Annotated in this window: 12 protein-coding genes; 3 read left to right on the top strand and 9 right to left on the bottom strand. The window is 67.2% G+C overall.

Features of this window, described 5'->3' with window-relative positions; all coding sequences use genetic code 11:
• Nucleotides 1–2 precede the first annotated feature (2 nt).
• The 8 genes from era to rpoE all read right to left on the bottom strand — a co-directional run bounded on the left by era (nt 3) and on the right by rpoE (nt 8,515).
• On the bottom strand, nt 3–938 hold the full coding sequence (era, locus tag ABD974_RS18445) for a GTPase Era (protein ID WP_345304817.1): 936 nt from the start codon (nt 936–938) through the stop codon (nt 3–5).
• 142 nt (nt 939–1,080) lie between these two features.
• Nucleotides 1,081–1,752 (bottom strand): ribonuclease III, encoded by a 672-nt coding sequence (rnc, locus tag ABD974_RS18440; RefSeq protein ID WP_345304816.1) that lies wholly within the window; start codon nt 1,750–1,752, stop codon nt 1,081–1,083.
• Nucleotides 1,753–1,779: 27 nt separating this feature from the next.
• Nucleotides 1,780–2,163 (bottom strand): DUF4845 domain-containing protein, encoded by a 384-nt coding sequence (locus tag ABD974_RS18435; protein WP_345304815.1) that lies wholly within the window; start codon nt 2,161–2,163, stop codon nt 1,780–1,782.
• Between the two features lie 118 nt (nt 2,164–2,281).
• On the bottom strand, nt 2,282–3,100 hold the full coding sequence (gene lepB / locus ABD974_RS18430; RefSeq protein WP_345304814.1) for a signal peptidase I: 819 nt from the start codon (nt 3,098–3,100) through the stop codon (nt 2,282–2,284).
• A gap of 168 nt (nt 3,101–3,268) precedes the next feature.
• Complete coding sequence (gene lepA, locus ABD974_RS18425; protein WP_345304813.1) at nt 3,269–5,062, bottom strand: translation elongation factor 4; 1,794 nt, start codon at nt 5,060–5,062, stop codon at nt 3,269–3,271.
• 180 nt (nt 5,063–5,242) lie between these two features.
• Nucleotides 5,243–6,835, bottom strand: coding sequence for a DegQ family serine endoprotease (locus ABD974_RS18420; RefSeq protein WP_345304812.1), 1,593 nt, complete (start codon nt 6,833–6,835; stop codon nt 5,243–5,245).
• Nucleotides 6,836–6,934: 99 nt separating this feature from the next.
• Complete coding sequence (locus tag ABD974_RS18415) at nt 6,935–7,855, bottom strand: sigma-E factor negative regulatory protein (RefSeq protein ID WP_345304811.1); 921 nt, start codon at nt 7,853–7,855, stop codon at nt 6,935–6,937.
• A 45-nt stretch (nt 7,856–7,900) separates the two neighbouring features.
• On the bottom strand, nt 7,901–8,515 hold the full coding sequence (rpoE, locus tag ABD974_RS18410; protein WP_345304810.1) for an RNA polymerase sigma factor RpoE: 615 nt from the start codon (nt 8,513–8,515) through the stop codon (nt 7,901–7,903).
• 239 nt (nt 8,516–8,754) lie between these two features.
• Between rpoE and ABD974_RS18405 the strand changes: the two genes are divergently transcribed.
• The 3 genes from ABD974_RS18405 to ABD974_RS18395 all read left to right on the top strand — a co-directional run bounded on the left by ABD974_RS18405 (nt 8,755) and on the right by ABD974_RS18395 (nt 11,612).
• The gene (locus ABD974_RS18405; RefSeq protein ID WP_345304809.1) at nt 8,755–10,824 is read left to right on the top strand and encodes a 3-hydroxyacyl-CoA dehydrogenase NAD-binding domain-containing protein; all 2,070 of its coding nucleotides are present in this window, start codon (nt 8,755–8,757) and stop codon (nt 10,822–10,824) included.
• A gap of 127 nt (nt 10,825–10,951) precedes the next feature.
• Entirely contained in the window at nt 10,952–11,173 is a 222-nt protein-coding gene (locus ABD974_RS18400; RefSeq protein WP_345304808.1) for an AbrB/MazE/SpoVT family DNA-binding domain-containing protein, read from the top strand.
• Nucleotides 11,174–11,183: 10 nt separating this feature from the next.
• Nucleotides 11,184–11,612 carry a type II toxin-antitoxin system death-on-curing family toxin gene (locus tag ABD974_RS18395; protein ID WP_345304807.1) on the top strand — a complete coding sequence of 143 codons (429 nt, stop codon included), beginning with the start codon at nt 11,184–11,186 and terminating at the stop codon, nt 11,610–11,612.
• 92 nt (nt 11,613–11,704) lie between these two features.
• Here the strand turns inward: ABD974_RS18395 and ABD974_RS18390 are convergent, their stop codons facing one another.
• A complete protein-coding gene (locus ABD974_RS18390; protein WP_345304806.1) occupies nt 11,705–12,130 on the bottom strand; it encodes a hypothetical protein in 426 nt (141 codons plus the stop codon).
• Nucleotides 12,131–12,335: the final 205 nt, after the last annotated feature.

Genomic DNA, 12,335 nt, shown 5'->3' with positions numbered 1-12,335 from the left:
GATCACTCGGTGTACCCGAAGGCCTTCAGCGCCGCCTCGTCGTCCGACCAGCCCTCGCGCACGCGGACCCAGGTTTCGAGGAACACGCGACAGCCGAACATGCGTTCCATCTGCTGCCGCGCCTTGGTGCCGATCTCGCGCAGACGGGTGCCGCCCTTGCCGATGACGATGGCCTTCTGGCTCTCGCGTTCGACGAAGATCACCGCGCCGATGCGGTACATCGGTTCCGGCGGTGCGCCCTTGCGCTTGACCATCTCTTCCTCGAAACGTTCGATCTCGACGGTGGTCGCATAGGGCAGTTCGGCGCCGAGCTGGCGCATCAGCTGTTCGCGCACCAGTTCGCCGGCGAGGAAGCGCTGGCTCTTGTCGGTGATCTCGTCTTCGCCGTACAGCGCATCCTGTTCCGGCAGCAGACCCAGCACGGTCTTCACCAATGGCTGCAGGCCGCTGCGCTTCAGCGCCGACACCGGATGCACGCTGGCGAATTCGCGGCCTTCGCTGGCCGACTGCAGGAACGGGAGCAGCACGGCCTTGTCGGGATAGCGGTCGACCTGGTTGACCACCAGCACGGTGGGAATGCCGGCGCCCTTCAAGGCGTCGTAGGCCAGCGTGTCTTCGTCGCTCCATTGCCCGGCGCGGATCACCAGCATCGCCGCGTCCACGCCTTCCAGCGCTCCGCGCGCCGCGCGGTTCATCATCCGGTGCATGGCCGAGGCGGTGGCCTTGCCCTTGTCGGCGTGGATGCCCGGGGTGTCGACCAGCACCAGTTGGCCTTCGGGGAAGGTGGCGATGCCCAGCATCCGGTGACGGGTGGTCTGCGGCCGCGGCGAGACGATGCTGACCTTGGTGCCGACGAGGGCGTTGATCAGCGTGGATTTGCCGACGTTCGGCCGGCCGAGGACGGCGACGTGGCCCGCGCGATGGGTGGATTCGGTCATGCCGCGATTGTACGGCCCGACCGGGGGCGGCGATACCCGGCCCCGCGGAATGCACGGGATTTACCGCCCGAAACCGAAGCGGATGATGCGGAGCGATCGACGCGGAACGATCGAAGCCGGGACGGCGTCGGGCCGGACGCGATCAGGCGTCCGGCGCGACCGCCTGCAGCACCGCTTCGGCCGCGAGCTGTTCGGCGGCGCGCCGCGAACCGGCCTCGCCTTCGCGACGCAGCGGCGGATCGCTCAATGCGCATTCGGTGCGGAACAGCTTGGCGTGGTCTTCGCCGGATTCCGACAACAGGGTGTAGGCCGGCAGCGGCAACTGCCGGGCCTGCAGCCATTCCTGCAGCCGGGTCTTGGCGTCCTTGCCGAGTTTGTGCGGCGGCGGCAGCGCTTCGATGGCCGCGGCGAACCACGGCAGGACCACCGCGCGGCAGGTATCAAAGCCGGCGTCGAGGTAGATCGCGCCGACCACCGCCTCGAAGGCGTCGGCGAGGATCGAGTCGCGGCGGTGGCCGCCGGATTTCATCTCGCCGGGGCCGAGCAGGATCCGCGTCCCCAGCTCGAGTCCGCGGGCGAGCGCCGCGAGCGAGGATTCGCGCACCAGTTCGGCGCGGGCGCGGGTCAGTTCGCCTTCGGCCGCCTTCGGCCAGCGCGCGTAAAGCGCCTCCGCGACGATGGCGCCGACCAGTGCGTCGCCGAGGAATTCGAGCCGTTCGTTGTGGACGGCGGCGGCGCTGCGGTGGGTCAGTGCCCGTTCCAGCAGCGCCGGGTCGCGGAAGACATGGCCTCCGCAGGCGATCGCGGCGCTCACCTCGGGCCCGGCCTCACTGCACCGGGCTCAATACGCGGCCGTTCCCGAAAGCGCCTGCTCGGCGCTGAACTTGCCGACCGCATCGAGGTTGTACATCAGCGGGACGCGCACTTCGTAATTGACGTACATCACCTGGCCCTGACCGCTGCCCTTGTTCTCGATCTTCACGTGCTGGGGCTTCACGTTTTCCGAGTAGCTGATGTAGAGGCGCTTGAAGAATTTTTCCTTGATCTGCGCCGGCTGCTCGGTAGCGATGCCGGCTTCGGCGGCAAGGCCCTTCATCGCGGACTTCACCGCGAAATATTCCTGGTACATCGGGAACAGCTTCATGAGGATGAACAGGAAGAAGCCGACCACCGATGCCACGATGACGAAACTGATCAAGGTCATGCCGCTCTGATTGCGTCGCATATCCGATTCCCCCGACGATAGACATGTAAACGATGATGTATGGACGATGACACGTAGACGATTGCATGCGGGCGATCGCTTTCGGGCGAACGCCGCACGCGCTGCCGACGACGACGTCTTACGGAATGTCGTTGCCGATGCGGGACGGCTCGAAACTGTCGGTGCAGAACCAGCCACTGCAGTTCAACCACACCAGGAACGCCTTGCCGCGCAGTCGCTCTTCCGGCAGATACCCCCAGAATCTACCATCATCGCTGCGGTCGCGGTTGTCGCCCATCACAAGATAATGACCGGGCGGCACGGTCCAGCGGCTCTCGCCGCGCGGGTCCACGAATTGATCCGGCAACTCCAGCACTTCATGCTCGTGCCCGGGCATTTTCTCGAGCAGGCGGGTCGCGCCGTTCATTTCGGCGTTGCGGCCGTTGCCCTTGAATTCGCCCTTCGGCGCGTACTGCATGACCTGGCCGTTGATCGACAGCGTGGTGCCGGCGTATTCGATGGTGTCGCCCGGCAGGCCGATCACGCGCTTGATGTAGTCGGCGCCCGTGTTCGGGTCGCCGGGGCCCTTGCCCGGATAGCGGAACACCACCACGTCGCCGCGCCCGGGTTCGCCGATCTCGATCACCTTCCTGTTGGTGATCGGCAGGCGCAGGCCGTAGGCGAACTTGTTGACCAGGATGAAGTCGCCGATCAGCAGCGTCGGCATCATCGAACTGGAGGGAATGCGGAAAGGCTCGGCGACGAAGCTGCGCAGCATCAGCACCAGCGCCAGCACCGGGAAGAACGCGCGGGCGTAGTCCACGACCACCGGCTCGGCGCGTTCGTCCAGCAGGCCGTCGGCCGTGGCCCGCCGCTTGGCGAGGAACAGCTTGTCGAGCAGCCAGATCACGCCGGTGATCAGGGTCAACGCGACGAGGATGATTTCGAACCAGACCATACAGTCTCCAAATGAAAGCCCCTCTCCGACCGGAAGAGGGGTTGCGATGAGGGTACGGCAACGCGGCGAAAGTTCAACGACCGGCGTTCCCCGCCCCTCATCCGCCTCCGGACCGGGTCCGGGGCATGCCGTTCGGGCACCGCCTCCCGGCGGGAGACGGCATCGGGATCACTTGCTGTCCACCTGCAGCACGGCGAGGAAGGCCTCCTGCGGAATTTCCACCCGCCCGACCTGCTTCATCCGCTTCTTGCCTTCCTTCTGTTTCTCCAGCAGCTTCTTCTTGCGGCTGATGTCGCCGCCGTAGCACTTCGCCAGCACGTTCTTGCGCAGCGCCTTGACCGTGCTGCGCGAGATGACCTGCGAGCCGATCGCGGCCTGGATGGCCACGTCGAACATCTGCCGCGGGATCAGATCCTTCATCTTGTCGCACAGCTCGCGGCCGCGACGGTCGGCGTGGCTGCGATGGACGATGATCGACAGCGCGTCGACGCGGTCGCCGTTGATCAGCGTATCCACGCGCACGAACGGGCCGGCGTCGAAACGCAGGAAGTGGTAGTCCAGCGAAGCGTAGCCGCGCGAGACCGACTTGAGCTTGTCGAAGAAATCCAGCACCACTTCGGCCATCGGCAGTTCGTAGCTGATCTGCACCTGGCCGCCGAGATACTGGATGCCGATCTGCGAACCGCGCTTCTCTTCGCACAGCGTGATGCAGTTGCCGACGTAGTCCGGCGGGGTGAGGATGTTCGCGCGGATGATCGGCTCGCGGATTTCCTCGATGTGATTGGTCGGCGGCAGCTTCGCGGGATTGTCCAGCGACACCACCGTGCCGTCGGTCTTCAGCACTTCGTACACCACGGTCGGCGCCGTGGTGATGAGGTTGAGGTTGTACTCGCGCTCCAGACGCTCCTGCACGATCTCCATGTGCAGCATGCCGAGGAAGCCGCAGCGGAAACCGAACCCCATCGCTTCGGAGCTTTCGGGCTCGAAACGCAAGGCGGCGTCGTTGAGCTGCAGTTTTTCCAGCGCTTCGCGCAGGTCCGGATAGTCTTCGGCATCGACCGGAAACAGGCCGGCGAACACGCGCGGCTGCATTTCCTGGAAACCCGGCAGCGGCTTGGCGGCCGGATCGCTGGCCAGCGTGAGGGTGTCGCCGACCGGCGCGCCGTGAACGTCCTTGATGCTGGCGTTGATCCAGCCCACTTCGCCCGCGCCGAGCTTCTTCAGCTCCTTGCGCTTGGGCGTGAACACGCCGACCTTGTCGACCAGATGCGTGCGGCCGGTCGACATCACCAGGATCTTGGTGCCGGGCACGATTTCGCCCTGCATCACCCGCACCAGCGAGACCACGCCGAGGTAGTTGTCGAACCAGGAATCGATGATCAGCGCCTGCAGCTTGTCGGTATCGCGCGGCTTCGGCGGCGGAATGCGGTGGACGATGGCTTCGAGCACATTGCCGACGTTCAGGCCGGTCTTGGCGCTGATCGCGACCGCGTCGGTGGCGTCGATGCCGATGACCGCCTCGATCTCGGCCTTGGCGCGATCGATGTCGGCGGTCGGCAGATCGATCTTGTTGAGGATCGGCACCACTTCCAAGCCCTGCTCCACCGCGGTGTAGCAGTTGGCGACCGACTGCGCCTCCACGCCCTGGGCGGCGTCCACCACCAGCAGCGCGCCCTCGCAGGCGGCCAGCGAGCGGCTGACTTCGTAGCTGAAGTCGACGTGGCCGGGGGTGTCGATGAAGTTGAGCTGATAGGTCTGCCCATCCTTCGCCTTGTACGGCAAAGACACGGACTGGGCCTTGATGGTGATGCCGCGCTCGCGCTCGATCGGATTCGAATCGAGCACCTGCGCCTCCATCTCGCGCGCTTCCAGACCGCCGCACAATTGGATGATGCGATCGGCCAGCGTGGACTTGCCGTGATCGACGTGGGCGATGATGGAGAAGTTGCGGATGTTCCGCATGGAATCGGACATAGGGAAGCGCGGCGCGGGGCCGTCGTGGCCTTGTGTGGTCGAACCGAAGATTATCGCACAGGCGGGAAGCCCGCCGGCCTCGGCCGGGACCGGTCGACCGCCCCGCGAACGCGCCGAAGGCGGCCGACGGCCGCCTTCGGATGGGCCGGACGCCCGGAAGGACCGCGATCAGCCGGTCTTGTCGGGCGAGACCGCCAGGAATTGGGTCGCACCGCCGCGACGGACCAGCAGCATCACCGTCTGGTCGTCGCGGACCTTGGCCAGTTCGCGGTCGAACGCAGCCACGTTGCCCACCGGGGTGGTGCCGACCCGCAGCACGATGTCGCCCTGACGCAGGCCCGCGCTGCGCGCCGACTTGCCCTCGACCCGGGCGATGACCACACCTTCACCCGGACGCAGGCCCAGTTCGCGACGCGTGTCGGCGGCGATGTCCTCGCCGACCAGCCCCAGCACATTGCGCTTGCCGCTGGCCGCGGGCTCGCGCGGCGCCTGCCGCTGCGGACCCTCGGCGACCGCGGTCTCGTCGAGACGGGTCAGCGTGACCGTGCGTTCGAGGGTCTTGCCGCCGCGCAGGATCGAGAGCTTCGCGGTGGCGCCCGGCGCCATCGACCCGATCACCGGCGGCAGATCGCTGGAATCGTCGATCGGGGTGCCGTCGACCGCGCGGATCACGTCGCCCGGTTCGATGCCCGCCTTCTCGGCCGGGCTGCCGGCGCGCACGTCGCTGACCAGCGCGCCGCGCGTGTCGGGCAGGCCGAAGCCCTTCACCGCTTCCGAAGTGACGGCGCCGACCACCACGCCGATCTGGCCGCGGCTGACCTTGCCGGTGGTGCGGATCTGCTGGGCCACGTTCATCGCCACGTCCATCGGAATGGCGAAGCTCACGCCCATGTAACCGCCGGAGTTGCTGAAGATCTGCGAGTTGATGCCGACCACTTCGCCGTGGGTGTTCAACAGCGGGCCGCCGGAATTGCCGCGGTTGATCGCCACGTCGGTCTGGATGAAGGGCACATAGCGCTGCTGCGCGTTCGCGGCGCGACCGACCGCGCTGACGATGCCGGCGGTGACCGAGTGATCGAGACCGAACGGCGAGCCGATCGCGACCACCCACTGCCCGGGCTTGAGCGATTTGGAATTTCCGGTGCGCAGGTATGGCAGATCGTCGGCGGAGATCTTGAGCACCGCGACGTCGGACTGCGGATCGCTGCCGACCACCTTCGCCTTGAATTCGCGACGATCCGACAGGGTGACCTTGACCTCGTCGGCGCCGTCGACCACATGATGATTGGTCAGCAGATAGCCATCGCCGGAAATCAGGAACCCGGTGCCGATCGACATGCCCTGGGGGCCGCCGTCGCCATCGCCGTCCTCACCTGGCGCACCGGGGCCACCCGGGCCACCGGGGACGCCCGGCATCGGCATGTCGGGGCCGAAGAAGCGGCGGAAGAATTCGGGCAGTTCATCGTCATCGGGGACGCCACCGCCGCGCGCCATCGGGTTGCGGGCGCTGCCGGTGGCTTCGATGCTGACGACCGCGGGTCCGACCCGCTCGACCAGCAGAGTGAAATCCGGAAGGCCGGTCACCAGCGGCGCGTTGGGCGCGTTGATGGCTTCGGCCGCGGCGGCCGTGACGACGGACGCCGATGCCGCGGGCTGTGCGGCGGCAGGCTGTCCCGCGCCGATCGGCAACACGGTGGTGGCCGCCGCGGTCGCGGCAGCCGTGGCGGTGACGAGCACCAGGGTACGGAAAGTCGGTTTCATCGGGGAGGCGTCCTCGATAAAGAGTGGGGATGCTGGATTCTGGAAGACGGGTTTCGGAAAGACGGGATCGCGCAGGGATGCAGGAGACGCCGGGCGCCGTTATGGCGCCTCCGCGGCTGCGGGCGGCGGCGGCAACTCGATGAATCGCGGCTGCGACTGGGACCGGGGCTGGAATGCGGGATGCACGGCATGACTGCCGTCGCCGAAACCGGCGGTGACCACGCCGTTGTCGGACGCGCCGGGCACCAGTGCGCGCGGCCACGGCTTGACCACGATCTGCGCGTTCGGCGCCAGATCGTCGCGTGGGGTCGACTGCGCGACGACGACGGCTTCGGATTCGCGGGCCCGCGCAGCCACTGCGGCGCGATCGCGTTCGAGCGTGGTTGCCCGATTGCCGGCCTTGATCCGGGGATGCGTCCCGCGGCTTTCCGCAACGGAGGCGGCTGCGGCCGCGGAAGCCACCAGCACAGCGGCGGCCTGATCTCCGACGGGTGCTTCGGGGCGCGGTTCGGGCAGAGGCACTGGCACCGGCGCGCCGGACGCTGCGCCCGGCGGATGGATCACGGCCACCGCCGGCGGAATCGCGGCGTCGGTGGGCGCCTCGGGTTCGCGGCCGCCGAGGAATGCCGCCAGGGCGACCGACGCCGCAAGGGCCGCACCGCCACCCCAACGCAGCAACGGTCGCTGCAACAGCGGGCGGCGGGGATCGTTTGAAAGCGCCGCCACCGGCATGACTTCGGCCGTGGCGATGTCGTCGGCAATGTCGTCGGCAATCGCGCGGCCGACGCGCTGCGAGAAATCGGCGGGCAAGGCGCGGCCGGCATGGCCGCGCAGGGCGTCGCCATAGAACTGCCAGCGGCCCCAGCAATCGGCGAGTTCATCGTCGTGCTGCATGCGCCGCAACAGGAACCGGGTTTCGTCCGCGGAGAGCGCGCCGTCCAGCATCGCGGACAACTGTTCTCGGTGGAATTCGCGGGCGTTGGCTTCGCGATCGGAAGAAATGTCGTGCAATCCGGTCATGGGCTCGTTGTCGGAATGGAGACGGCGTCGGGGGAAGGGAATCGATCAGCGGATCGCGCGTTCGCGCGGATCCTGCGCGTCCATCAGCGGTCGCAACTGCGCGTCGATCGCATCGCGGGCCCGGAAGATGCGCGAACGGACCGTGCCGATGGGGCACTGCATCTGCTGCGCGATCTCCTCGTAACTCAGACCCTCGACCTCGCGGAGCGTGATCGCCACCCGAAGCTCCTCGGGCAATGCTACGACCGCGCGCATCACCGTTTGTTCCATCTCCTGTCGCATCAACTCGCGCTCCGGGGTGTCGTTGTCGCGCATCCGCACGGCGGATTCGAACTGTTCGGCATCGTCGATGTCGATGTCCTCGCCCGGCGGCCGGCGCTTGTGCGCCACCAGATGGTTCTTCGCGGTGTTCACCGCGATCCGGTGCAGCCAGGTCGAGAACTGGGCGTCGCCGCGGAAATTCCCCAGCGCGCGGTAAGCGCGCAGGAACGTTTCCTGGGCCACGTCCTGGGATTCGCTCCAGTCGTGGACGTAGCGCCCGATCAGGGCCACGACCCGGTGCTGGTACTTGCGCACCAGCAGGTCGAAGGCCGCGCTGTCGCCGCGCTGCACCCGCCGGACCAGTTCGAGGTCCACGTTTTCGGTCATCGTCTCGGCCATCCGGCCGGCACTCCTGCAGGGAATCGTCCGGCTCGATGGCCGACTGTTCCGACAATACACGTCCGGGAAAAGTTCCCGGTCCCCACGGCCGCCCACCGGCCGTCCTGTGCAACATCGGTTCATCTGGGGGCCCGGCGCCACTGCCACAAGCCATGCCGGGCCCGGCGACGACGCGGCATTTGACGACCCGCCGGCCTCGTCGGGATCATAGGCCCCATTCTCCAGCGTATGGATTCCCCATGACCACGCCCCAGCCCGGCCTCGACGGCCTGCGTCTCCGCCACTGGAAGACCGAACTCCGCCCCGACCGCGTGCTCGTCCTGTCCTTCGACCGCGAGGGCGAATCGGTCAACACCTTCGGTCAGGACGTGCTGATCGAACTGGGCGCTCTGCTCGAACGCATCCTGCTGGAGCCGCCGAAAGCCATGGTGCTGCGCTCGGCGAAGGAAAAAGGCTTCATCGCCGGCGCCGACATCCGCGAATTCCAGGAATTCGACCGCAAGGGCACCATCGGCGATTCCATCCGCCGCGGCCAGCAGATCTTCCAGCGGATCGCCGAGCTGCCCTTCCCCACCGTCGCCGCGATCCACGGCTTCTGCATGGGCGGCGGCACCGAAATCTCGCTGGCCTGCCGCTATCGCATCGCCTCCAACGATCCGTCGACGAAGATCGGCCTGCCGGAAGTGATGCTGGGCATCTTCCCGGGCTGGGGCGGCAGCGCCCGTCTGCCGCAACTCGTCGGCTCCCCCGCGGCGATGGACATGATGCTCACAGGCCGCAGCCTCTCGGCCTCCGCCGCGCGCGCGATCGGTCTGGTCGACAAGGTCGTGGATGCCGACCAACTGGTCGAAGCCGCCGCCACCCTCGCGCTGCGCGGCATCGAGCGCCCGTTCAAGCAGCGCTTCCTCGGCTGGGCCACCAACACCTGGGCGGCGCGCCAGCTGATCGCGCCGAAGATGGTGAAGATGACCGCGCGCAAGGCGCGCCGGGAACACTACCCGGCGCCTTACGCCCTGATCGACACCTGGCGCCGAAGCGCCGGCGCCGGCATCAGGGCGCGCCTCGACGCCGAGCGCAGAGCGGTGGTGAAACTCGCCGCCACGCCGACGGCGCGCAATCTGACCCGCGTGTTCTTCCTGCAGGAACGGCTGAAGGGCCTGGGCGGCAAGGATCACGGCATCCGCCACGTGCATGTCGTCGGCGCCGGCGTGATGGGCGGCGACATCGCCGCATGGGCCGCGTACAAGGGCTTCGAGGTCACCCTGCAGGATCGCGAACAGCGCTTCATCGACACCGCCATGGGCCGCGCGCAGGAATTGTTCGCCAAGCGCGTGAAGGACGAGCGCAAGCGTCCGGAAGTCGCGGCACGCCTGGTCTCCGATCTCGCCGGCGACGGCGTCGCCAGGGCCGATCTGCTGATCGAAGCGATCATCGAGAAACCCGAGGCCAAGCGCGACCTCTACACCAGCGTCGAGCCCAAGATGAAGGCCGATGCGCTGCTCACCACCAACACCTCGTCGATCCCGCTGACCGAACTGCGCGAACACATCGCGCGTCCGGCGCAGTTCGCCGGCCTGCACTATTTCAACCCGGTGGCGATGATGCCGCTGGTGGAAATCATCCACCACGACGGCATGGACCCGGCCACCGAGAAGCGCCTCGCCGCGTTCTGCCGGGCGATCGACAAACTGCCGGTGCCGGTCGCAGGCACCCCGGGCTTCCTCGTGAACCGCCTGCTGTTCCCGTACATGCTCGAAGCCGCGACCGCCTATTCCGAAGGCATTCCCGGCCCGGTCATCGACAAGGCCGCGACGAAGTTCGGCATGCCGATGGGCCCGATCGAACTGATCGACACCGTCGGTCTGGACGTGGCCGCGGGCGTCGGCGCGGAACTCGCGCCCTTCCTCGGCCTGCCGATTCCCGCCGCGCTGGCCGCCCCGCCCGAAGCCGGCAAGCGCGGCAAGAAGGATGGCCAGGGCCTCTACGCATGGGAGAACGGCAAGGCGCGGAAACCTGAAATTCCCGCCGACTACAAGGCGCCCGACGACCTCGAAGACCGCCTGATCCTGCCCTTCCTCAACGAAGCCGTCGCCGCCCTGCACGAAGGCGTGGTCGCGGACGCGGAACTGCTGGATGCCGGCGTGATCTTCGGCACCGGCTTCGCGCCCTTCCGTGGCGGCCCGATCCAGTACATCCGCGACACTGGCGTCGATGCGCTGCTCGCGAAACTGGCCGCGCTGCAAGCGAAATACGGCGACCGCTTCGCCGCCCGCCCGGGCTGGGACAATCCGGCGTTGAAGAACGGCTGACGCCCACCGAAACCGCCATGCGCCACCTGCAGAACCCCGCCCCGGCGGGGTTGTGTCGTTGCGGGCTTGCGAAACCGCCTACAACCCGGGTATAACGTCGGTTATAACTATCGTTCGTGAGGTTGCGATGAAACTGAAAATTACGACCGTCGGCAATTCCGCCGGCGTGATCCTGCCCAAGGAACTGCTGGCCCGTCTGCGCCTGGAAAAGGGCGACGAACTGTTCGCACTGGAAACTCCGGGCGGCATCGTCCTGACCACCTACGACCCGGAACTCGCGGCGCAGATGGAAGTGGCCGAGCAGGTCATGCGCGATCGCCGCACCTTGCTGCACAAGCTGGCGCAGTGAGGGCGGCGACATGATCGTCTGGATCAGCAAACGCCTGGCCCTCGCCATCCACGACCGGCAGTTGGCCGAACACGGCGGCGGCACGGGCGTTCGTGACGAAGCCCTGCTCGACTCCGCGCTCGCGCGGCCGCATCAGTTGTTCGCCTATGGCGACCCGCCGCCCGATCTCGCCGCGCTGGCGGCCAGTCTGGCGTTCGGTCTTGCCCGCAACCATCCGTTCGTCGACGGCAACAAACGCACCGCCGCCGTCTGCTGCGAAACCTTCATCCGCCTCAACGATGCCGTTCTGCAGGCCGACGATCTGTCGCTTTATCCGGTCTACCTCGATCTCGCTGCAGGCCATCTCGACGAGGCTGAATTCGCCGACTGGCTGCGCAAGCATCTGATGCTCGCCAACGTGAATCAGGTCAACGAACCACAGACCGCGTATTCGGGCTGATCGCGACATGGCCGTCCAGCGTTCGACACCGACGGCCGCGGATCCAATCCGGCAGAAACTGTGTCGATGAAGGCATGCGGCTGCTCATCGGCTCACGCGGCGCGCACCTCGCAAGACAAGACAGGCACCACGTCATCGCCGGCCGCCTCCAGCAGCGCATGCGCCTGCAGCGCCGCCACCATCACATCGGCGCCCAGCGCCAGTTCCGAATCCTCGGCGCGATCGGCCAGCCGCCGCAACCGCAACAGACGCGGATGCAGCGCATCCGCCGCGGCCAGATCGGCCTGCGCCCGCGATAGATCGAACGTCACCGACGACACAGGTGGCCGCTCGGCCATCGCTGCCAGCGTCTGCCGGCAGAACAGCTCGGACACCTCGCCCATCCGCGCCCAACCCTGCCGCACTTCCTGCCGCAGCGACACCAGCGCTGCCAGTCGCGCTTCCAGCATCGTCAGCGCCGCGTCCACCGCATCCAGATCCTCGACGGTGAATGCCAACGACATCGGTTCTTCGCTCATGCCTAATCCTCGCTTCATGCCCGGGCGGATTCCCGGTGTCCAAACAGCATTGCGAATCGATCACGGCTTGAATGTCGGTGGACGGGGCGATGGGGCGTCGGAGTTTTCTGAAATGCAGGCGGCGGAAAACGTCCTTACTCCCCGCTGGCGGGGAGAAGGTGTCCGAAGGTCGGATGAGGGTCGTTTTTGAATCGGCGCGCGCCTC

It is taken from the genome of Lysobacter hankyongensis, assembly GCF_039543145.1.
Taxonomy (GTDB): Bacteria; Pseudomonadota; Gammaproteobacteria; order Xanthomonadales; family Xanthomonadaceae; genus Lysobacter_I; species Lysobacter_I hankyongensis.
Note: the sequence above shows the minus strand (reverse complement) of the source record. Positions and strands in the feature narration are given on the sequence as shown.

Coding starts and splice junctions, on each gene's coding strand:
- era (WP_345304817.1), bottom strand. CDS start 938: ATGACCGAATCCACCCATCGCGCGGGCCACGTCGCCGTCCTCGGCCGG.
- ABD974_RS18435 (WP_345304815.1), bottom strand. CDS start 2,163: ATGCGACGCAATCAGAGCGGCATGACCTTGATCAGTTTCGTCATCGTG.
- lepB (WP_345304814.1), bottom strand. CDS start 3,100: ATGGTCTGGTTCGAAATCATCCTCGTCGCGTTGACCCTGATCACCGGC.
- lepA (WP_345304813.1), bottom strand. CDS start 5,062: ATGCGGAACATCCGCAACTTCTCCATCATCGCCCACGTCGATCACGGC.
- ABD974_RS18420 (WP_345304812.1), bottom strand. CDS start 6,835: ATGAAACCGACTTTCCGTACCCTGGTGCTCGTCACCGCCACGGCTGCC.
- ABD974_RS18415 (WP_345304811.1), bottom strand. CDS start 7,855: ATGACCGGATTGCACGACATTTCTTCCGATCGCGAAGCCAACGCCCGC.
- rpoE (WP_345304810.1), bottom strand. CDS start 8,515: ATGGCCGAGACGATGACCGAAAACGTGGACCTCGAACTGGTCCGGCGG.
- ABD974_RS18405 (WP_345304809.1), top strand. CDS start 8,755: ATGACCACGCCCCAGCCCGGCCTCGACGGCCTGCGTCTCCGCCACTGG.
- ABD974_RS18400 (WP_345304808.1), top strand. CDS start 10,952: ATGAAACTGAAAATTACGACCGTCGGCAATTCCGCCGGCGTGATCCTG.
- ABD974_RS18395 (WP_345304807.1), top strand. CDS start 11,184: ATGATCGTCTGGATCAGCAAACGCCTGGCCCTCGCCATCCACGACCGG.
- ABD974_RS18390 (WP_345304806.1), bottom strand. CDS start 12,130: ATGAGCGAAGAACCGATGTCGTTGGCATTCACCGTCGAGGATCTGGAT.